Annotated in this window: 23 protein-coding genes; 20 read left to right on the plus strand and 3 right to left on the minus strand. The window is 41.4% G+C overall.

Annotation, left to right across the window (positions count from 1 at the left end):
• The first annotated feature begins 265 nt into the window (after positions 1-265).
• Positions 266-886: a spore protease YyaC gene (gene yyaC / locus A361_RS11415; RefSeq protein WP_019382030.1), complete on the plus strand. Its 621-nt coding sequence runs from the start codon at positions 266-268 to the stop codon at positions 884-886.
• Positions 887-978: 92 nt separating this feature from the next.
• Positions 979-1,653, plus strand: a complete 675-nt coding sequence (locus A361_RS11420; protein ID WP_009330455.1) for a GntR family transcriptional regulator — start codon at positions 979-981, stop codon at positions 1,651-1,653.
• A 29-nt stretch (positions 1,654-1,682) separates the two neighbouring features.
• On the opposite strand, the gene nadX is transcribed toward A361_RS11420, so the two are convergent.
• On the minus strand, positions 1,683-2,489 hold the full coding sequence (gene nadX / locus A361_RS11425; protein WP_009330454.1) for an aspartate dehydrogenase: 807 nt from the start codon (positions 2,487-2,489) through the stop codon (positions 1,683-1,685).
• A 546-nt stretch (positions 2,490-3,035) separates the two neighbouring features.
• Here nadX and A361_RS11430 point away from each other — a divergent pair.
• A complete protein-coding gene (locus A361_RS11430; protein ID WP_009330453.1) occupies positions 3,036-4,481 on the plus strand; it encodes a hypothetical protein in 1,446 nt (481 codons plus the stop codon).
• 91 nt (positions 4,482-4,572) lie between these two features.
• Positions 4,573-5,253, plus strand: coding sequence for an NAD(P)-binding domain-containing protein (locus tag A361_RS11435; RefSeq protein WP_019382031.1), 681 nt, complete (start codon positions 4,573-4,575; stop codon positions 5,251-5,253).
• A 25-nt stretch (positions 5,254-5,278) separates the two neighbouring features.
• On the opposite strand, the gene A361_RS11440 is transcribed toward A361_RS11435, so the two are convergent.
• Together A361_RS11440 and A361_RS11445 are read right to left on the minus strand one after the other, a co-directional pair.
• Positions 5,279-6,661 carry a hypothetical protein gene (locus A361_RS11440; protein ID WP_019382032.1) on the minus strand — a complete coding sequence of 461 codons (1,383 nt, stop codon included), beginning with the start codon at positions 6,659-6,661 and terminating at the stop codon, positions 5,279-5,281.
• Positions 6,662-7,119: 458 nt separating this feature from the next.
• Positions 7,120-7,455, minus strand: a complete 336-nt coding sequence (locus A361_RS11445) for a hypothetical protein (RefSeq protein ID WP_009330450.1) — start codon at positions 7,453-7,455, stop codon at positions 7,120-7,122.
• Between the two features lie 919 nt (positions 7,456-8,374).
• Here A361_RS11445 and A361_RS11450 point away from each other — a divergent pair.
• The 16 genes from A361_RS11450 to A361_RS11525 all read left to right on the plus strand — a co-directional run bounded on the left by A361_RS11450 (position 8,375) and on the right by A361_RS11525 (position 22,161).
• Complete coding sequence (locus A361_RS11450) at positions 8,375-8,707, plus strand: 2Fe-2S iron-sulfur cluster-binding protein (RefSeq protein ID WP_009330449.1); 333 nt, start codon at positions 8,375-8,377, stop codon at positions 8,705-8,707.
• A 60-nt stretch (positions 8,708-8,767) separates the two neighbouring features.
• On the plus strand, positions 8,768-9,538 hold the full coding sequence (locus A361_RS11455) for a creatininase family protein (protein WP_009330448.1): 771 nt from the start codon (positions 8,768-8,770) through the stop codon (positions 9,536-9,538).
• Positions 9,539-9,763: 225 nt separating this feature from the next.
• The gene (locus tag A361_RS11460) at positions 9,764-10,495 is read left to right on the plus strand and encodes a TenA family transcriptional regulator (protein ID WP_019382771.1); all 732 of its coding nucleotides are present in this window, start codon (positions 9,764-9,766) and stop codon (positions 10,493-10,495) included.
• 112 nt (positions 10,496-10,607) lie between these two features.
• On the plus strand, positions 10,608-12,080 hold the full coding sequence (locus A361_RS11465; RefSeq protein ID WP_082919433.1) for an aldehyde dehydrogenase family protein: 1,473 nt from the start codon (positions 10,608-10,610) through the stop codon (positions 12,078-12,080).
• Between the two features lie 18 nt (positions 12,081-12,098).
• A complete protein-coding gene (locus tag A361_RS11470) occupies positions 12,099-12,578 on the plus strand; it encodes a GlcG/HbpS family heme-binding protein (RefSeq protein WP_019382769.1) in 480 nt (159 codons plus the stop codon).
• A gap of 84 nt (positions 12,579-12,662) precedes the next feature.
• Positions 12,663-13,259 (plus strand): chromate transporter, encoded by a 597-nt coding sequence (locus tag A361_RS11475; protein ID WP_019382768.1) that lies wholly within the window; start codon positions 12,663-12,665, stop codon positions 13,257-13,259.
• The gene (locus tag A361_RS11480) at positions 13,256-13,786 is read left to right on the plus strand and encodes a chromate transporter (protein WP_019382767.1); all 531 of its coding nucleotides are present in this window, start codon (positions 13,256-13,258) and stop codon (positions 13,784-13,786) included. Before A361_RS11475 ends, A361_RS11480 begins: the two co-directional genes overlap by 4 nt.
• 24 nt (positions 13,787-13,810) lie before the next feature.
• Positions 13,811-14,518 (plus strand): GntR family transcriptional regulator, encoded by a 708-nt coding sequence (locus A361_RS11485; RefSeq protein WP_019382766.1) that lies wholly within the window; start codon positions 13,811-13,813, stop codon positions 14,516-14,518.
• 212 nt (positions 14,519-14,730) lie between these two features.
• On the plus strand, positions 14,731-14,901 hold the full coding sequence (locus A361_RS29915; RefSeq protein ID WP_157380155.1) for a hypothetical protein: 171 nt from the start codon (positions 14,731-14,733) through the stop codon (positions 14,899-14,901).
• Between the two features lie 106 nt (positions 14,902-15,007).
• The gene (locus A361_RS11490; protein ID WP_009330441.1) at positions 15,008-15,358 is read left to right on the plus strand and encodes a 2Fe-2S iron-sulfur cluster-binding protein; all 351 of its coding nucleotides are present in this window, start codon (positions 15,008-15,010) and stop codon (positions 15,356-15,358) included.
• A 302-nt stretch (positions 15,359-15,660) separates the two neighbouring features.
• Positions 15,661-16,134: a RidA family protein gene (locus tag A361_RS11500; RefSeq protein WP_019382763.1), complete on the plus strand. Its 474-nt coding sequence runs from the start codon at positions 15,661-15,663 to the stop codon at positions 16,132-16,134.
• Between the two features lie 196 nt (positions 16,135-16,330).
• Positions 16,331-18,115, plus strand: a complete 1,785-nt coding sequence (locus A361_RS11505) for a sensor histidine kinase (protein WP_019382762.1) — start codon at positions 16,331-16,333, stop codon at positions 18,113-18,115.
• On the plus strand, positions 18,084-18,875 hold the full coding sequence (locus A361_RS11510; protein WP_019382761.1) for a response regulator transcription factor: 792 nt from the start codon (positions 18,084-18,086) through the stop codon (positions 18,873-18,875). The genes A361_RS11505 and A361_RS11510 overlap by 32 nt, the downstream gene beginning before the upstream one ends.
• Before the next feature lie 101 nt (positions 18,876-18,976).
• A complete protein-coding gene (locus A361_RS11515) occupies positions 18,977-20,290 on the plus strand; it encodes an extracellular solute-binding protein (protein ID WP_019382760.1) in 1,314 nt (437 codons plus the stop codon).
• Positions 20,291-20,367: 77 nt separating this feature from the next.
• The gene (locus A361_RS11520) at positions 20,368-21,243 is read left to right on the plus strand and encodes a carbohydrate ABC transporter permease (RefSeq protein WP_019382759.1); all 876 of its coding nucleotides are present in this window, start codon (positions 20,368-20,370) and stop codon (positions 21,241-21,243) included.
• Between the two features lie 18 nt (positions 21,244-21,261).
• Positions 21,262-22,161: a carbohydrate ABC transporter permease gene (locus A361_RS11525; RefSeq protein WP_019382758.1), complete on the plus strand. Its 900-nt coding sequence runs from the start codon at positions 21,262-21,264 to the stop codon at positions 22,159-22,161.
• Positions 22,162-22,163 lie beyond the last annotated feature (2 nt).

Below are 22,163 nucleotides of genomic sequence, written 5' to 3' on the forward strand. Positions count from 1 at the left end.
CCTCCATAAAAAATATTTTTTGTATAAGGAAATAAAATATTCTTCAAAGGAATCTAAAAAGGAGATGAACTAAAGCTTGGGCTTCTAGTATGATTGTAGAAAGATATTAACGGGGATATATCGCCAAAAGTCTGGGCAGGACATAATATATTGGTAAAAAAATTTACAATTACTGCATTCATTGTATACACTAAGAATGAATATCAATTAAAAAATAAAGACGATTTGGAATATAAATAACGATTACCGGAAAGGAGGGACCAAGATGTGGCCATTTTCATCCAGCAAACAGAACAAAAATTCCGTCGATGCAGCCAGTTATATTTCCTTTAAAGAAACGACGGAAGAAGCAGAAATCGAAAAGATGGTATCTAAGCTGGAACAGATTTTTTACAGCACATCCAGGGAAATCGTAATTTTGTGCATCGGTTCTGACCGCTCAACAGGAGACTCTCTTGGGCCACTGGCAGGGAAGATCCTCAAAGAAAAGAACATTCCCTATCCAGTGTATGGGACTTTGAAGGAGCCTGTTCACGCATTGAATATCAAAAAGGTTCTTAAAGAAATCAAAGAAACTTATGATGATCCGTTTATATTTGGCATTGATGCCTGCCTCGGCGACGAGCGGCAAATTGGCTATATTTTAATAAGGGAAGGATCGTTTATTCCGGGAAATGCAGTGAATCGGGCTCTTCCGAGTGTGGGTGATTATCATTTGAAGGCCATTGTCAACACGCTTGATCCATTATCACCTGTAAATTCCTTAAATAGCACGAGATTATACCTGGTTTTAAAACTGGCTGAAATCATTGCGGAAATCATTTCACGTGTAGCGGTAAATGACCGTACTTCCAGAGGAGTGATTGAAAAAATGAATGTTCCGTAAACATAAATTGGGTAAATCAGCCAAAAAATTGCTGTACCCCGATAGGTAAGATATAATGAGCGTAAGGATACCAAAGAGAAAGAGGGAAAGGGATGGGGAATAACTGGACGGAAGATAATCTGATCTCGATACGCGAGAGGGTTTATCTGCATATTAAGGATCTTATTTTGGACGGAGAATTTAAAGCGGGAGACCGTCTGGTGGAACGAGAACTTGCTGAGAGGTTAAGTATCAGCAGGACACCAATTCGGGAAGCGCTGTTCCGCCTGGAATCCCAGGGGTTTGTTAAGACAGTCCCAAGAAAAGGCGTAATTGTTGCCGATATTTCCGAAAAGGAAATTATCGAAGTATTTACCATTTTATCATCACTTGAAGTACTGGCTGCAAAATTGGCTGTTCAAAAGCTGGATAATGATATGGAAAGCAAGTTCACTGCCAGCATAAAAAAGGTCGAGGAATACTTGAACAATCCTGAAGAGGATGCTTCTGAATTACATAGGGAACTCAATCATCTCCTATACAGCTCTGCCAAGAATGTGAAGCTTTATGAGATGCTGAGCGGATTATCCGATTACATTCGCGCATTTGCCAAAATCGGGCATAAAAACCCGGGCAGGGCAAAGAAATCAATGGAGGAGCATTTGAAAATTATGGAAGCCATCGTCAATAGAGAAATGGAAATGGCTGAATATCTGACCAAAATACATATTGAAAACTCCAAAAAAGCATATATTGAAGCGGTGCAGCAGAGTGAAAAGAAAAATTAAGAAAGAGCAGAAGCTCTTTCTTAATTTTTTTACACTCCAATCACAAATGGCGAAGTTAAATTTTTTAAAACCTTTGCCACACTCATGGCGACAATCGGACTGGATTTTGGATTTTCCTCATAAGGAACATTCGATACGGATATCTCCACTTCGCCAAAATAACCCTTTGCCTTGATGGTATGTTTGTTCGATTGGATCGTTGGATCAGCATAGACTTTTACTTTAGTATCTTCGAAGCCGATTCCTGCAAGGCTAAGGGCCGCTGACACATTCACGCTCTGCGGAAACAGCTTGGATGACTCCCGTGCATTCCCTTCATAAATACAAAATGGTTCAGTCAGCGTATGTAAATCCACTTTTTCTTCCGCAATCGTACCTTTCCAGCTGCGGGGATGCTTTCTTGTAATTAAGGTAATATTTTCAATTTCCCCCAATGAACCTGCTGCAATCCGATCCAGACCGGCGATAGCAGCAGACGGGATAAAAATCTGCCGGTTATGCTGCTTGGCCGCGGTCTGCAGTTGTTCATAAAAACCGGAGTCTCCCAATGCTCCCACGGAAAGCACCACAAGATGGCTTCCATTTGCCAGCACTTTTTCCCCGAACATATGTAAAGCCTGATGACCCGCTGCTTCTATGATAATATCTAAATCCCCATTAAAAAATTCTGCTTCATCTGATGTTAGAGCAAATGTTTTTTTATCAGCATGCTCTGCTCCCTTTTTTCTTCTAACCAGTACAGACTTTAATTCCACGTCGCCAGCATGACCGGCTTCAATTAATTCCGAAATGGTTCTCCCCAGCGTTCCATAACCGATAATTCCAGCTTTAAGCATATTTATCACTCCTTCTTGGGAATCACCCCTAAAAATTAGGAATTTATAAATCGGTATACGATATACTTTGTGCAATTTTATTCTAGATTTTAACTTAAATCCATAAAGAGAGCAATATATTTTATAGAAAATATTAAAACATCTAAATTTTCAAAATTATTTGCACAATATTTATTTTTAGTGTTATTATAGTATACAAGTTTAAAATAGTGAAAATGGGAGGTGGTCAACCAGAGGAAGTAAGGCTGATCTTTAGAACTGTATTTCTGAAGGAGCATAAGTCAATAGTATTGGATGATTCGGCTGGCGAACTCACATATCACAAACACATCGAAGATTGTCGCTTTTTTGTTTTTTGCTTAGTTTGGTATACAATCCACCAAATGCAGTATGCTTTTTGGAAAATGTTTCAAAACCTCCTGAATAAGCCAAGTGTTGAGGTATTACATAGTCAGCTGTAGATAAACAGATCATGCCTCCTGCAATCTGTCTTTTGCAATTTATTTATAGAGAGATATTTTTAATACGAAAAACGGAGGGGAATATATGGAGTTAACATTTGCTCATTGGGTCTATGCAATTGTTACTGTGTCTGTAATCGCAACAATGCTTTTTAGAAGAGGCGTTGTCTTGCCGGTTATCATCGGAACTTTCTTTGTGGCAGTCATCTATAAAGGAAGTCTGATCGCCGGCTTCCAGGCGGTATTTAACGCTAATCTCCTCGCAGCAAAAGAGTTGTTCAGTATATTCTTAATCATTTCCCTTATGATCGCGCTTCTTAATTCTTTGAAAGACCTGGGAGCTGATAAAAAGCTTATCGGCCCGATTGAGAAGGTAATGATCAATGGGCATGTTTCCTATTTAGTATTAATGGTTACTACCTATGTAATTTCACTCTTTTTCTGGCCGACTCCTGCTGTCCCGCTTATCTGTGCATTGCTTGTCCCGGCAGCGGTCAGGGCTGGATTGCCTGTGATGACGGCTGCCATGGTCATTGTCATTGCGGGCCAGGGAATGGCGCTCTCATCTGATTATATCATGCAGGTAGCACCGATGCTAAGCGCCAAAGCAGCTGGAATTGATAAGGCACTGGTTGCTGATAAGACATTGGTTCTTTCCATCATTACAGGAGTATGCGCATTAGGCTATATTTATTTGGCACATAGAAAATCTATTGTTAAAAATGGACACCATGACTCCTCGCTAAACCCTGAGGATTCAGCATTTTTTGGTGTAGCCAATGAGCTTGCGGCCACAGCTGAAGAAAGTGCTGAAACTATCCAGAGAAAAAATACATGGGGAAAGGTCTTTGCCGTAGTAGTGCCCTTATCCATGCTGGCTGTTATGCTCTATATGTTCTCAACAAAGCTGGCGGGTGGATCCGGATTTGAAGGAACAGATGGAGCTGCCTTTATCGGAGGGGTAGCGACACTTTTATTGGTGCTCGCCACCGTGGCATTTAATCGCATCCATGCCTTGGATAAAATTAGCGAGCATTTAACGGAAGGATTTGTTTTCGCCTTCAGAGCGATGGCCCCCGTTATTCCAATAGCAGGTTTCTTCTTTATGGGAAGCTCGGACTTCACCGGCACGATACTATCCCTGGATGAAAGCGCTGCCAAGCCTGCGTTCTTGTTTGATATGATACAGGCAGGACAGGCTTATATTCCGGAAAATGCCTTTATTGCCGGTTTTGGTCTTTTAATCGTCGGTCTGATCACTGGTTTGGATGGTTCAGGCTTTTCGGGGCTGCCGTTAACAGGTGCCTTATCGGGTGCTTTGGCAAATGGAAGTCATATCGATCCTTCAACATTGGCAGCGATCGGGCAGATGGGTGCCATCTGGGGCGGAGGAACAATTGTTGCCTGGTCTTCCCTTGTGGCAGTAGCAGGATTCCTTCAGCTTTCACCGCTGGAACTGGCCAGGAAAAACTTTATCCCTGTTGTCGCCAGCCTTTTTATCGCCACATTAATAGCTATTTTAATCTGGTAAAACAGTAATCTTGAAAAATAAAAGGCTATCCTGCAAAGTTAGAATAAACTAACTTAGAGGATAGTCTTTTTTTCAGAATAGGAGGCATTTGATGAAAATAGGTTTAGCAGGGATTGGAAAATTGGGGACTGCCATGATGACTCACTGGCATAAAGCAAACCTTCCAATCGGCATTTATCATCCCGACAGATTAAAGGCAGAACAATTTGCTGAAAAGTTCCCTAACGGACGCCCTTTAAACGATGACGAACTGAAACAAATGGATATAATTCTGCTCGCTTTGCCGGCCGGAAAAGTGATTTCTTTCATGGAAAGCATGTTTCCTGTGGAGTCTTCAGTTGCTTTCATCAACATGGCGACTGCACTTCCAACGAAAGGCATTTCAGAAAGATTCCCTTCCTTCAAGGTATATGGATTGAAGTATATGGGGCATTCGAGAGATTTAATGGAGAATGGAAATGGACTGTTTATTTCAGAGGACCAACTGCCAGGTCCAATAGTAGACCTTATCAAGCCATTGGGGGAAACCGTAAAGGATAGTGAAGGAAGATTAGTAGAAGTTAACAAACTGGCAACATTCTTTGCCATAAAGACAGCTGTCGAAATCGAGAACGAATTTATCAGCAAAGACTATCCGCCAGCTTATATTAAAAGAGCTCTTGCCTCCCTGGCACCTGAAGTCATCCGCTCTTACAGTCAAGGCACCCTGGGGCATTTTGCACAGGAGATCGTGAAAGAAATAAAGGAATCCACTAAAAAAGCTGCTGATTAAACTAGTTGATCAGCAGCTTTTTCTATTAGAGTAATCTTTCCAGTAAAAACAAATAGAACATCACACAAGCAACATAAACTGCCGCGAAGGGCATATTCCAGTTGGAGACTTTATAGGAATCGACTTTGATAATGTTTGACATGAGGCCAAGAGTGGCATTATATGGACCCACTAAAAAGGCGGAAACAGCCCCGGAGAGCATCGCAACTGTCAGAATGTGCGGTGATATTCCGATGTCTGCCGGGTTGACGCCTTCAATCATCAATGCAAGTGAGACCGCTGGATGAAGGCCCAGAAATGCCAGCCCTAAAGGGATCAAAGGCAAGATGATCAGGAAAAATTCGACCCCGGCCACATTTATAAAAGCTGCAATCCAATCAAAAAGGACTTCATTTGCATTCGACAAGTTCATGGCTGAGATAAAAAAGCCTGTTGATAAAAAAATGAAAAATTGATCCTTCATGCTCAAGGCGAAGGTATTAAAATGCTCAGCAAGCTGTTCGCCAAATTTTTTCCCTTTTTTTAATAAAAGAGACCAGCTGAATGCGAATGGAATAACGATTAAAGAAACAAGAATTAAGAAAGGCAAAGATAGCTGCGTCTCAGCTAGGGATACAAGAACATTAAAAATTGCGATGGCTATCAGGATTTGAAAAACTCTGCCAGGCCGGCCGGCATAACCTGCTTCCAGGGCTGCAGCCGTTTCATGCACAGTTACTTCGCCGGGCTGGGGGAGTTTCATAGGCTGGGACTGACGGGAACCAATAAACCAATCCATTGCTAAACCCAATATGCTCAGCGGAATGACATAGGGGAGGATGGATACCCAGCTGACTCCTGTCATTGTAATCACAATTCCCACAATAGGCGTAACAGGCGCCCAGATTAATGGCATTGCAAACCCCCTGGAAATCGCTCTGCTCATGAATCGTTCCTTGTTACGCACCGGAAAGCTCCCGAGTGCCGGCCGGATTGAATAATACGTCATGGGAAGAGTGGCAAGATTCATGAAAATGCTAAAAAAGTAAGAGATCCCCGAAGTCATCATATATAAATGACCAGATGTTTTTACCCGATTTTGGATAATGGCCTGGATGCCTTCCCCGTATCGCCCAAGTTTAACCGGAATCCCCAGTATCGGTATTAACGTAAACATGGTAAGCAGATCAAGCATTGGTCCAAAGGCAAGAATATATTGCTGCCAGTCTGAGCCGCTTGTCCAAAGCAGCACAGCACCAAAAGCCAGGAATACGCCCCCAAGAATCTGTACAAATCTCTTCGCAAGCCTGAATGTTAAAACTACTATGATAAAACACAAGATAGAGAGGAGGGGATCGATATTCCATTGCGGAAGTAAAGTGGACAGCAAATATAAACCAATCACGGTCAAAAATAAAACTCTCAGCATATCAACACCCTCGCGATCTTAAATGAAATATATGGTAAAAAGTAAATTGTATACCAAATTTTCACTTTTTCTTTATTTATTCAAAAATCAGCCACATTTCTATTGTTATTTTGGTATTTGGTATACAATTTTGTTGTGAATCTCAAAAATTCATAATATAATAATGATAACAGGTTAGAGAAAAAAAGGAGGACGCCCCGATGTTCCATTTTCTATTTGGATCCAAATATGCAATTGAGAAAACAGAAAGAAAATTAGCCCGTTTGAGAAGAACTTTAAAATTCTAGTAAAGCCGCCTTATCTTTGGCGGTTTTTTCAATAGTATAAGAAAGTTAGAATTATGAACACAGAAAAATGTCAAGTGCAAGAAGCCTGCCCCCTGACAAGCCGCTTCCGCTTTTTTTTATGAACAGGAAACCCGGAAGAAGAGCGGCTTCCTCCGGGTTTAGTAATAACATTTATACTGCTACTTCATCAGATTTTACCAGTTTGGAATGTATGGAGTCTTCACTATTGCCGGATGCCTTTACTATTTCATCCAGTTCTTCTCTGGCTGCTTCCAGCGTTTCAAACCGCTCAAAAAATTTAACACCTATATGATTTACATACTCTTTTCCTTCATACTCTTCATAAAGCTGGATTTTCATATTCTCATCCAAAACTTCCGCTATTGTGTACTTAGCCTTCAGCTTTTCGAAAAAATAAAAATGATATGTCTCAACCGGCTTTAGACCCTCATTTTCAAGAATGGTCTGGAAAGTATCTTTATTTGTTAATACAATATATTTACCCATTTAAAACACTCCTTTAGTTTTATTTGAACTTAGTTGCAAATGCAGAATTGCTCATATGTAGCTCGAGAGCATACCTCCTTCTATTTGGAATATTGTATACCATTTGTCTTGAGCTTATTTTATACTAAGATTTTGAAATATTCAATAATATATTCTAAATTTTTTAATAATTCAGCGAAAAGTTTATCTATTGTTCATTAAAGAGGAAAAGGGCGAGAGCCAACTGGGAGATTAACGACCAAATTAATCACACACAAGGAAAAATGTTAGTTAATGCGGCCGAATCACGACGAAAATAATTAAACTCAAAGAAAATGGTAGTTAACCTCACAGGATAACGACCAAATTAATCGCACACAAGGAAAAACGGTAGTTAATGCGGCCGAATCACGACGAAAATAATTAAACTCAAAGAAAATGGTAGTTAATCTCACAGAATAACGACCAAATTAATCGCACACAAGGAAAAACGGTAGTTAATGCGGCCGAATCACGATGAAAATAATTAAACTCAAAGAAAATGGTAGTTAATCTCGCTGAATAACGACCAAATTAATCACACACAAGGAAAAACGGTAGTTAATGCGGCCGAATCACGATGAAAATAATTAAACTCAAAGAAAATGGTAGTTAATCTCGCTGAATAACGACCAAATTAATCACACACAAGGAAAAACGGTAGTTAATGTGAGCGAATCACGACGAAATAATTAAACCCAAAGAAAATGGTAGTTAATGTAGCCGAATCACGACGAAATTAATCGCACTCAAAGGAAAATCGTAGTTAATCCAGTAAGAGACACCTACCTATATCCGCCAAACACAAAAAAATAAAAAACGAGTTTGCTAATCTTCCCGAAAGATTGTATACTTTGAAAAAGTATCAAAATCTTTAGAATTAACTGAAAGGGGTAATATTATGCCGAAGGTAACGCTTCATGTGGATGGAGAGATTGTGGAAAAGCAGGTAAAGGATAATGCCAATTTGGTTGTCCTTGCAGGGATCCGCCAGTTTCCCGAATTAAAATATGGTTGCGGCATGGGAAGATGCACAAAATGTACGTGCATAGTATTAAATGGGGGAGATGATCTCGCTCCGCCAAATTGGAAGGAAGAAAAAATGCTTGGCGACAAAGTGAAAGAAGGGTATCGGTTAACCTGTCAAATGACGATCCAAAACGACATTGAAATATCCCAGGAAAACATCTCTGTAAAGCCCCCTAAGAAGACTACTGCAGTTATTACAAAATAGTTTTTTATTTTTATTTATTATTGGTATACAAAATACCTAAAATAAGCGGGGTATCAAGAAATGAATTGTTATGATCTTACTAAAATGACTTGGAAGGAAGTCGAGAAATCACTAGACACAGTAGAGTTTGCCATAATTCCTGTTGGAGCACATGAGCAGCATGGTCCACATATGGCCGAAAGCTGTGATGCGGTGCTTGCGGAGAGAATGGCTAATAAACTGGGGCAGAGAATGTTCCCATATGCTATTGTGACGCCGACTGTTAACATGGGGGTTTCCGAGCATCACATCCATTTTCCCGGTACAATAACACTTCAGCCTTCAACTTTGATTGCCATTCTTACAGACATGGTTTCCTCACTGAAACAGCATGGAATCAAGAAGTTTTTATTTTTGAATTCACATGGCGGAAACCAATCTACACTGAATTTGGCCGCCATGACTATCACCAAGGAACTGGAAGTAGAAGTCTACTATGCAAAGACCACGTCATCTGCAAAGGGATCTATCGGGAAATATGTAAAATCCCCTTTATTTGGCCACAGCTGCGAACGGGAAGTGTCTGAAGCCCTGTATCTTGCTCCTGAACTGGTAAGAGAGGACCTCTTGGAAAAAGGAGATATCAAGGAAGGCGGAAGATGGGAAAGGCTCCGGCCTGGGAAAGCTGTCCAGGGATTTTACTTCTATGAAGAAATGACTGGAAACGGCTGTATAGGTGATGGCCGGCAAGGGAGCAGGGAAATCGGAGAGCAAATCGTTGAAGAAGCCCTGGATAATCTGTCTGCAGAACTTTCCGAGCTGCTTGATCTTAAAGAAGAGCTGCTTTATTAGTTACTTACAATCTATCATACGATAAAAATTAATCTTTAAAAAATTCTAAAAATTATGTTTACAATTCAAAAAGAATAGGTTATGATTTCATTAAGGTATACCAAAGACCAAAAAAACAAGGTAATATAAGGTTGTAAATTAGCAACCTATTATTTTTTAATAAGTTTTGGTATACAAAATATCAAGTGCCAATAGGCTACATAAATTTCGAGGAGGAGTTTACACATGCCAGAATTATTATCGAAAGATGAATTTCGCAAAGAACTAGAGGAAGCCATTAAAGGAAACCATAGCCAGAAAGCTCCATTCACTGTAGCTTGGGCTGAAGGAAAATTGGAAAGAAAGCATTTTGCCAGATGGGCAGAAAACCATTACCACTATGTTGGACCTTTTGCTGACTACTTAGCATACATCTATCACAACACTCCAACCGATCCAAAATTTGAAGCAGCAAAAGATTTCACACTTCAAAACATGTATGAAGAAGAAATTGCGGCAGACCGCCATACAGACTTGCTGATTCGCTTTGCGGAAGCATGTGGAACAACCCGCGAACGAGTAATCAATCCAGAAAACATGGCTCCAACAACATTAGGCCTGCAAAGCTGGTGCTACGCAGTAGCTGCCCGTGAAAACTTCGTTGTAGCAACAGCTGCTCTAGTTGTCGGCCTGGAATCCCAGGTTCCGGACATTTATCGAAAGCAGACTCCGGCTCTCCGTGCACAATACGGATTCACGGATGAAGAAATCGAATTCTTCGATCTTCATATCGTATCCGATGAAATCCATGGAGAACGCGGCTACAAAATCGTTTTGGACCATGCAGATACTCCTGAATTACAGCAGCGCTGCCTTGAAGTAGTCCGCACAGGTGCGAAAATGCGCCGTATGTACATGGATGGCTTATGGAGGGAATATCTTGAACAAGATCTTGGTTCTTTAGTAGAAGCAAAATAATATGTAATATCCAGGCCGTCACACTAAATCTTGTCCTTCGAGGTCTATGTGGCGGCTCTTTCTATAATAGGAGAAGTTGTCTCAGGAAAGAGAGAAATTAACAGAGAGTAAGGTGATAGGTTTGATTACAACAAAGGTAGAAACATTCAATAACTATATTAATGGTGAGTGGCAGGAATCCGCGAGCCAAAAGAAGTTTTATAGTGTGAACCCTGCAAATACAGAAGATGTTGTCGGCGTTTTTCAGGCATCCACTGAAACCGATGTGAAAGAGGCAATTGAAGCTGCCAGTGAAGCTTTCCCTGGCTGGGCAAAGACAGCTCCATCAAAGCGTGCTGCCATTTTAAACAAGGCCGCAGCACATCTCGAAGAAAATGCTGCCCAATATGCAGAAGAACTGACTAGGGAAGAAGGAAAGCATGTCAATGATGCGAAAAATGAAGTGCTGCGCTCCGCACAGACACTTCGCTATTATGCGGTCGAGGGACAAAGCTTCACAGGTGAAACCTTCCCGAATGATGATCCAAATATGAGAGTTTCGACAGAAAGAGAGCCGCTTGGAGTGGTAAGTGTGATCACGCCATGGAACTTTCCAATCTCCATTGCTGCGAGAAAAATTGCTCCGGCATTAATTACTGGAAACACAGTGGTGTTCAAACCTTCTTCAGATACCCCTCTGATTGCCGTGCGGCTTGTTGAAGCGCTGCACGAGGCCGGTATACCAAATGGCGTTTTGAACTTTGTTACTGGGAAGGCATCTGATGTTGGTGATTTACTGGTCACCCATCCTGCAGTCAAGGCTGTCACTTTCACTGGCTCAACAGCTGCAGGAGAGGACATCCATAGCAAATGCTCTTTCACCACCCGCACTCAAATGGAACTTGGAGGAAAGAACCCGCTTCTAGTTATGGAAGATGCTGACCTTGATCTTGCCGCTGCATTAACAGTGAATGGCGGGTTTTCTTTAACCGGGCAAGCCTGTACAGGAACAAGCAGAGTGATCGTGATGAACGAAGTAAAAGATGCATTTTTGGAGAAATTGATTGAAAAAACAAGCGCCCTTAAAATTGGCAGCGGGTTTGAAGAAGGAGTTAAGATCGGCCCGCTTGCAAATGAAAGACAGCTGAAAAATGTCCTGAAGTATATTGAGGTTGGCAAAGAAGACGGTGCGGAACTAGCATATGGCGGTGAGCACCTCACATCAGGTGAATATGAAAAAGGATATTTTGTGCAGCCGGCCATTTTTACTAATGTTAAGCCAAATCACCGCATTGCCAAGGAAGAAATCTTTGGACCTGTCATTGCCGTGATCGAGGCAGATACATATGAAGAGGCCGTTGCGATTGCCAATGACGTTGACTATGGATTGTCTGCTTCCATTGTGACAAATAACTTAAAAACAGCCAGCCGGTTTACTAAAGACATTCAGGCAGGCACGGTAAAAGTGAATCGGACAACAACCGGCAACTTAATCAATGCACCTTTTGGCGGATTAAAGCAATCCAGCACCGCTACGTTCCGGGAATCGGGAAGAGTGGGCCTGGAATTTTTCACTCAAGTGAAAACCGTTTATATTGGCTATTAAATCAGAAGGAGAATGATGATGAAAACAGCTCTAAAACTTGAATTGGAAGAAGCAAAATTGATGATTGAAGCAGCAAAGGTAAAATCAGCGGAAATCAATGTCTTTGAAACCATTGCAATTGTCGATGACGGAGGAAGTGTGATTGCCCTGGAGCGCATGAATGGAGCAAGAATCACCGGGCCAGAAATTGCAATTGCCAAGGCTTACACAGCAGCCGGCCATAAACGCTCCACCCATCTATTCAATAAAGAACCGAACGGGCCTGCCCTTCCAGGCAATGAGGCATTTGGCATCCAGCATATGCTTAATGGCAAATTTGCTGTGTTTGTCGGAGGGTTCCCAATTGTTGTTAATGGGGAAGTCGTTGGCGGAATCGGCATCAGCGGAGGAAATGGAGAGCAGGATACGGCTGTTGGTATCGCTGCATTAGAAGCCCTTCAATCCCACGTGGAAAAAGACGGCTATGAAGTTGTAACCGAAGCAGATATTAAAAAATAATAGAAAGGGACCTCATTCGTTATTAATAGGTAGCGGAATGAGGTCCTTCTTCAGTCAATAACACCTAAATAAGGGGAGGATCGCATGAAGCCTTATCTTGAATTGGCAATTGGATTTGCACGCACCGGCGTGACAGGGTATGGAGGAGGTCCTTCGACAATACCGCTGATTGAATTTGAAGCAGTTAAGAAATATAAATGGATGACGGAGGAGGAATTCGGGGAGATTCTGGCATTAGCCAATACGCTGCCAGGACCGATTGCAACGAAAATGGCTGCCTATATCGGCTACAAAGTCAAAGGCAGCATGGGTGCCGCAGTAGCTATCCTTACTCATATCCTTCCTTCTATTATTGCCATGCTAGCCTTGCTTGGCGTTTTATACTCTTTTCGCCAGTCCCCGATTGTCAGCGGAATGGTACAGGGAGTGACACCAGTCATTGGCTTTATGCTGGCAGAGATGGCCTATCGTTTCTACCAGAAAGGCAGCCAGGGCTTAGGGCTGCCAAAAAATCTTATGCTGGCTGCCGTATCACTGGTATTTGTTCAGTTTTTGGAATGGCATCCCGGTATTTTAATTGCGATAGTCTTAAGCACAGCATTTTATATTGCCCATCGGAAGGAGCAGGCGAATAAAAAGGCAATTGAAGAGTACATGCCAGTAAGGGAGAAAAGTTCATGATATATTGGGAGATCTTTTGGGCATTTTTTGTAGCAAATCTATTGGGTTACGGAGGGGGACCCGCAACGATCCCGCTCATTCAAATAGAAGTAGTGAACAACAATGGCTGGATGACACTCACTGAATTTGGGGATGTTCTCGCCATTGCCAATGCGCTGCCGGGTCCCATTGCAACAAAAATGGCTGGATTCATCGGCTATGAATTAGGCGGGGTTTTAGGGGCGGCAGTGGCTTTGGCAGCTACCATCCTGCCATCAGCGCTGGCAGTCATCGTCCTGTTTAAGTTTGTTAATCTATTCAAAGATTCCCCTAAAGTAAAGCTAATGACCAAATCCGTGCAGCCGATCATTGCTGTCCTCCTGGCTGTCATGGCCTACCAGTTCTTTTTGACAGCCTTTGAAAACAGCGGAATGCTGCATCTTGTGCTTCTTGCAGCCGTTAGCTATTTAACATTAATTAAATTCAAGGTTCATCCTTCGCTTGTTATATTTGGAGCTTTATTTTATGGAGGAATCTTTTTATCTTAAGTTATAAAAATAGGAGGTGGAAAAATGGATAGAACATGGGAGGAAAACAACTTAATATCTATACGCGAACATGCGTATTTGTACCTGAAAAGACTCATTTTAGAAGGAGAATACCAGGCAGGAGACAGACTGGTAGAAAGAGAACTTGCAGCCAAGCTAAACATTAGCCGCACACCGATTCGGGAGGCTCTGTTCAGGCTGGAATCTCAAGGTTTCGTGAAAACAGTTCCCAGAAAAGGGGTTGTCATCTCCAATATCTCAGAGGATGAAGTATTGGAGGTATTTACGATTCTCTCTTCACTGGAAGTGCTGGCTGTAAAATTGGCAGCACAAAGAATGGATACAAGTACACAAAAAGAACTGGATCTCAAAATTAAGGAACTAATGGAGCTAAGTGAACAGGATGAAGAAAACTTCAATTCCGAACATATTCAAATGAATAGGCTGATTAATAAGGCATCTAAAAGTCCAAAACTATATGAAATCCTATCAGGCTTGATCGATTTTATTCATATGGCGGCCAATATGGGATATGAAACACCAGGAAGAAGGAAGGACTCATTAAAAGAACATATCGATATAATGAAGGCACTGCGCGATAAAGATGCCGAAATAGCTGAATACTTGATGAGGATTCATATTGAAAATTCGAAGAAAGCCTACATGGCGTATATAAACAGTGTTAAAAAGAGGGACCTGCTAAAATTTCAACAGCAAAACGTTTATGAATGAAAGTAAAAGAAAATAATGAAGCATCCTTCGGACAGGAGAGCAAGGAACCATAGGAATAATGTTCGAACTTGGGCGACCTTCGGACAGTAGAGGAAGAAACCGGAGGGCGTGAGTCCGAACTTGGGCGACCTTCGGACAGTAGAGGAAGAAACCGGAGGGCGTGAGTCCGAACTTGGGCGACCTTCGGACAGAAGAGAAAGAAACCGGAGGGCGTGAGTCCGAACTTGGGCCACCTTCGGGACAGAAGAGGAAGAAATCAGTCCGAACTGGCCATTTCTTTAGAGGGAGAAGAAACCAATGGGGATATGTTCAAAGAATGTCGACTATGGAAAATGCATAAGGGTCAAGGGCAAAGCAGTGCTGCAGTTACGGGATTAGAGTAATAACTTAAAATAAAATATTTAAAAGTTTAGTATTGTCTGAATATTATTTATATGGTATATTGTATACCAAGAACTAAGAAACGAAACCACAGGGAGGAATTCAATCATGCCAAACATCCATTTTGTCAATAGCAACAAAACTCTGGAAGTGCCTGAGGATTCTAATATATTAAGAATGTCGCTCCGCTATGATGGAGATCTGCCAAATCGCTGCGGCGGAGGAATTTGCGGTACTTGTGTTTTTAAAACTGAAGAAGGAGCAGAATACCTGGACAACGTAAAAATCCAGGAAAGAAGGAAGCTGGGAGAAGAGTGGCTGGGGAAAGGCTATCGTTTAGGCTGCCAGACATTCGTTACAGACGGGGATATCACCATTTCATGGGACGATGAAGTTACAGATCAGGTGAAAAAGAGAAAGCCGGATAAATTAAAGCAAACCGTTACAACAGGAAAATGAGATTGCGAATACTGCATTCTGTAATGGATGAAATAACGTCATTTGCCCATTACAGAATGTAATAGTATATAGAATCCCAATAAAATAGAAGAAGGTGACATTATGTGGGTTTGCAGCACACATTTAAAAGAAGCCATGCAAATATTAAAAACTCCTCATATTCGAAAAGCTCCATATGAAATCAAATGCTCACTTTGTGAAAATCAAGCTTTCGCCAAAGTCTATTATACTCACCGCTCATTTAAATTCACTAAACAACTATATTCTTCATTAAAACAAAGTGTTTCCCAGGAGGCATAGTGATGGAAGGGGTAAAAAAGGGAATTGAAGAAAGACTGGAAGAGCTGAATATCCAGCTCCCTGTATTGGCTGATATCCGAATGCCTTTCGAACCGGGCGTTATCTCGGGCAATACAGTCTTTTTATCCGGACAAACACCCAGGGTAAATGGCGCGCAAAAATATGCAGGAATTGTCGGGGAAGATATCTCAATCGAGGAAGCAAAGGATGCAGCAAGAATTTGTACGCTGAATTTGCTGTCAGCCATTAAAGGGATCATTGGAGATTTAAATAAAGTAAAAAGAATCATCAAAATGGATGGATACGTTGCCTCAACAAGCAGCTTTAAAAATCATCCTATAGTCATTAATGCTGCATCAGATTTGCTTCATGACATTTTCGGCAAGGAAAATGGACATGCCCGCAAAGCTGTGGGGCTTGCCTCCCTTCCAGGCGGAGCCCCTGTAGAAATTGAAATGATCGTTGAAATAGAATAACTTCCGAACAAGGGCTGCTCAGATATTGAGCAGTTTTTCTATTTATTCTCCATAAATAAAATGCTAGCATACTTTCAAAAAGGAGAATGGAGGATGTAAGCCCAAATAAATTAATGTAAGGGTTTTCATGTTATCCAGCTTTAAATCTGCTATATTTAAATAAATATATAAGATAACCTGAGAATAGGTGATTCATATGAAGAGTTTTCTTTCTTCTTTAAAAAAATTCAATACACTGCGAAACCAGATTTTAGCAGTGTTTTTAAGCGTCATGCTGTTTGTCCTGGCATTTGTTTCACTCGTTGTCTATGACCAATTAGGCGGCTTTTTCAGGCAAAATGCGGAACGCCAGGTTCAGCAAACCGCTGCAGAAGCCAACGGCAGAATGGAAACGCTTTATAAACAGATTGATACTCTGACTAATCAGCTCATGACCAATAGCACTGTTCAGCAAATGCTGCTAAAGATGCTTGAAGGGGAAAGCATGGATTATGGAAAATTGGAATCCCTGATAAAAATCATCAATAATACATATGCCTACTCAGATGGAATATCTTCAATTGAACTGTATAATGCAGAAGGCAAAAGGATTTATCCATTCGATGGGAAAAATATTTTTAAAGTAATCGATTCAAAGTGGGTGAAGGCCGCTGACAAGGAAAAGGGGAAGCTTGTTTGGACTGGGAAGGATAAGGGAAACACCAGCTATTCTGCAGCCATACGGAGAGTCAGTCTTATGGATCGCTGGTTCTCGAATGGCGGTTATCTTGTCGTCCGTATTTCCAACAGTTATTTTCAGGTTCAGGGCAATAGTGAAGAAAACGGACAAAACGATTATATGATGCTTCTCGATCGCGACTTAACACCCATTACTTATGATTATGGACTCGACATAAAAAGCATTATCCAGCAAGAGGAAAAATCGATTATGATCCGTGATCAGGAATATATGGCTGTTACTGAAAAGTCAGCTCTGACAGGCTGGACTTTTGTCATCCTGAAGCCGATGAGTTTTCTGCTGCAGGGCGTTACGAAAGTTCGAGCAGTAATCATTTTAGCAGTTTCCATTGGATTCTTTTTATTTGTCATTTCCTCCATAGTGCTTGCCACCATGATCACCAGACCGATTAAAAAACTGACTAATACGATGAAAAATGCCAAAATGGATGAATTAAAACTGAATCCTGAGAGTAATTCCTCACTTGAATTTATTGAATTAAATAACACCTACAATAAAATGGTTGAAAGGACCAACCACTTAATACAGGTTGTTTATGAAAAAGAATTGCTTCGGTCCCGAACGGAGCTGAAGGCACTGCAGGCCCAAATTGATCCGCATTTTCTTTACAACACTCTAAACGCACTTTACTGGTCCCTGGAGGAGAAAGAGGAAGAGGAATTGGCTGAGATTGTCATTTCAATGTCTGAACTTTTCCGATATACAATCGGGAATCGCAGATCTGCTGAATGGGTTACCATACATGATGAACTTGATCATATTGAACGGTATATGCGCCTAATGAAAATGCGGCTTGGCGAAAGACTGTTATGGAAAATTGCTGCACCGCCCAAGCTCCTTGGTGTGAAAATACCAAAACTGATTATACAGCCATTAGTTGAAAATGCTATACAGCATGGAATTGAAAATAAGAGAATACAAGGAACTGTCCTTATCAAATTAGAAGAATCAGCCGGTGGGGACTCGGTCAAAATCACGGTGCAGGATAACGGCCCGGGGATTGATCAGATAGAGCTTCATCAGTTAAACGAGGAGATAAAAAAAGAGAATGTTTCTTCATTTAAAGGGATTGGGATGGCGCTGACAAACGTTAACAAAAGGCTCAGCCTTTATTATGATGCCTATTCCCTTGGCGGTCTTCATCTGGAAAGTGAGTTGGGTTCAGGCACTAAAGTTGTGTTCGTAATACCTGCGGGGGAGGGAAATAAAGGTGAATACAAAGATAATCTTAATAGTGGATGATGAAGAGACAACAAGACAGGGGCTGAAAAAGACACTGGAAGGATGGTCAGCAGGGAGACTTGAGATTCTAAGCGCAGCTGATGGACAGGAAGCTTTAGAGTTATTCCAGAGGACCAGAGTGAACCTGCTTATTACAGATATATGCATGCCAGAAATGACTGGTTTGGCACTGCTGAAAAACATCAGAAACCAAGGATACAAGCCGGCTGTCATGATAATTTCAGGCTATCCTGATTTTGAATATGCCCAGGAAGCCATCCGGCTTGGTGTTCTCAACTATCTGGTCAAACCACTGCGGAAGGAAAGTCTTATAAAGGCAATTGAAGAAGCCCTTGAAACGGAAGAACATATGGTCAGGGCAGATTATTTGGAAAAAGTCGCAGACCAAGGCCTGCTTGAGCTGGAAGCAAAAAAAGAGTATGTAAATTCATCTGTCAAACAGGCCATTGCTTATGTGAACGAAAACCTTCCGGGACAAATTTCTCTCAAAGAAGTCGCTGATGCAGTGCATCTGAATGCCAGTTATTTTAGTGCGATGTTTAAAGAGCAGACCAGCATTACTTTTAGTGAATATTTGACAAGAAAAAGACTGCAATTGGCGAAAAAGCTGCTCATAACCACGGATTTGCCAATAGATGAAGTGGCCCGGCAGGCCGGGTATCAAACAGCCAAGTACTTTATTAAACTTTTTAAAGACTCGGAAGGTGTGACCCCAAGCAAATACCGGAAGCTGACCGAACTTGATGAAACTCCCATCTAAAAATAGTGGAATTTTTCCCAATCGCGGTTACCTTACCGCGATTTTTTAGTGGTGTTATCATTAGAATTGTTAGAATAATTAAGAAATAGGGGGTTAGGAAAATGCTTAAGAAAGCGCATTCATTAATACTTATTGCAGTGCTGATCCTGGCAGCAGCGCTCGCAGGATGCAGCGGAAACACCGATACGGCCAGTGGTGAAAACGGTTCCAAAAAAACCATTAAATTCATGCACTTATGGCCGGCAGGAAGCTCCAAGCAGCAAAATCAGATTGTTACAGATATTATTGAACAATATGAAGCCGAGCATGAAGATGTGAAAATTGAAGTCGAAGTTCTGGAAAATGAACAGTACAAAAATAAAATCAAAGTTCTTTCATCTTCTAATGAATTGCCGGATGTAGGGTTTACCTGGGCAGCCGGATATATGACCCCATTTGTGAAAGGCAATCTATTTGCAGAGCTGGATGATGTACTGAATGATGGTTTGAAGGAATCTTTTGTAAGCGGGACTACGGAAGCCTACGCTCTCGATGGAAAAACCTATGGTTTGCCTCTTGAGCTGAACATTGCACCTATTTACTACAATAAAGAAATTTTTGAGAAATATGATCTTGATGTACCCCACACTTACAGTGAGTTTGAAAATGCTGTTAAGACATTGACAGACAACGGGGTTGCCCCGATTGCACTTGGAAATAAAGACCGCTGGACAGGATCCTTGTGGTACATGTACCTGGCAGACCGAATTGGAGGGGCTGAAGTTCTTAATAAAGCCATTGACCGCTCTGGTTCGTTCGAAGATCCGGCACTGGTATCAGCTGCTGAAGAAGTTCAAAACCTTGTCAAAGAGAACGCATTTAATAAAGGCTATAATGGACTTTCAAATGACGAAGGAAAGGCTGAGTTCCTGAACGGCAATGCTGCAATGTATCTAATGGGAACCTGGGAGCTCCCTAATTTTACGACGAATGAAGAAATTCCGCAGGATTTCAGGGAAAAGGTTGGATTCTTTAAATTCCCGACCGTTGACGGAGGCAAAGGAAATATCGACAGCTGGGTGGGCGGCCCGGGAGTAGGGTTATTCGTAGCTGAAAATTCAAAGGTTAAAGATGAATCAAAAGAATTTGTAAAGTTCTTTGTTGAAAAATGGGGAGAGCAATCTGTTGAAAAAGCGGGTGTAATTCCTGCCACGAAGGTTGATACCGGTAAAGTGGATCTTCCGGAACTGTATATTGATGTTTTAAATGAGTTAAATAAAGCCAGCAGCTTAACCTTATTTGCTGATGTCCAAATGAGTGCTTCGGTTGCAGAAACACATTTAAACCTTATCCAATCACTGTTCGGCAATGAAGTAAAACCAGCTGATTATGCCAAACAGCATGAAGAGGCTCTTAAGGCTGAGGAAGGGAATTAACAGCCTTCCCGAAAAAAGGATATATCTGCTGTTGGGGTATATCCTTTCTAATTCTAACAGGAAGGAGCTGAAATGAAATGAATAAAGTGCTTTCCAATAAAAAAGTCATCGCACTGTACATCACACCTGCCCTTTTCCTGGTCCTTGCGCTGATCTATGTGCCGATTATACAGACAGGCTACTTTGGTTTAATGAAATGGAATGGCATTGGAGAAATGGATTTCATCGGCCTAAAGAATTACAAGGTACTGATGAAAGATGCACTCTTTTGGAAAAGTGCATTGCATTCCTTTTTGCTGGCCCTGTTTTCTGCATTAAGTCTGATCGGCTACTTGTTCATTTCCATTATCCTCGCCAGTAAAATCAAAGGTGCAGATTTATTAAGGAAGATATACCTGATCCCCATGCTGCTGGCATCAGTCGCAATTGCACAGCTTTGGATGAAGATATACCACCCTTCAAATGGCATGCTGAACACAGTGTTAGTAGCTATCGGCATTGAAGATCCGCCTGCATGGCTAGCGGATGCCAATCTCGCACTCTATGCCATCATTATACCAATTATATGGCAATACGCCGGTTTTTATATTCTCATTTATTATGCAGCATTAAAAAATATTCCTGAATCACTTATTGAAGCAGCAAGAATTGATGGGGCTTCTCCCTGGCAGATTGCCCTTAAAATAAAGCTCCCTTTGATTATGAATGTAATTAAAGTAACAATTGTTCTAGCAGTCGTAGGCTCGCTGAAATACTTTGACCTGATCTATGTCATGACCGGAGGCGGTCCGAATGGAGCAAGCGAAGTAATGGCGTCTTATATGTATCAGAAAGCATTTAAGGGTTTTGACTTTGGATATGCGAGTGCCATCGGATTTTTCCTGCTGGTCATTTGTCTTGTTGTTACTTACATCATCCGCAGATTTACAGCTGCTAATGAAGATATCTATTAATGGAAGGGAGGAAAATGTATGGAAACAGTAAAACCTGATGGCGCCCCACGCATAGGAAATGGACTGGACACAAAGCTTGTCTCAAAACCGATTGTGAACCGTTTAGCATATGGCATCATGTATGTGTTCCTGGTTCTTGTCGCCGTGTTTCAGATTTTCCCGATTATCTGGCTATTTCTTTTTTCCCTGAAAAGCAACCAGGAAGTATTCAATATGTCTCCATTCTCATTGCCGGAAAACCCTAAATGGGAAAATTACGCAAAGGTTTGGACGGAAGGAAACATCAGCCTCTATTTTATAAATAGTGTAACGTACACCCTTGCAGCTGTCATTCTGACTGTTGTTTTAGCCAGCATGGTTACCTTTGCCATTACGAGAATGCATTGGAAAGGCAGCAGGCTGGTGCTGGGACTGTTTATGGTCGGTTTAATGATACCGGTCCATTCGACATTGATCCCTTTATTCAGCACTTTTACCAATATCAATCTGATTGATAATCCGCTATCCATTATTCTAACTTACACAGCTTTCAACCTTCCAATCACCATTATGATTTTGCTGGGCTTCTATGAAGCTTTGCCAAGGGAGGTAGAAGAAGCAGCAGTCATGGATGGTGCATCCATCCATCATATTTTCTTTAAAATCACACTGCCTATGACGATGCCGGTAATGGCAACGGCTGCGATTATTAATATGATTTACAACTGGAATGAATTTGTATTTGTGAATACATTTATCAGTTCGGATAGCTTTAAGACACTTACAGTTGGAATCCAGAATTTCATTGGCCAGTATACTACGGATTGGGGTGCTATAGGTGCCACACTGGTCATCAGCATCCTGCCAATATTAATTGCCTTTCTGATATTAAGCAATCGCATCGTTGAGGGAATAGCATCTGGTTCGGTTAAAGGCTAATG

Source organism: Cytobacillus oceanisediminis 2691, assembly GCF_000294775.2.
In the GTDB taxonomy this organism is placed as follows: Bacteria; Bacillota; Bacilli; order Bacillales; family Cytobacillaceae; genus Cytobacillus; species Cytobacillus pseudoceanisediminis.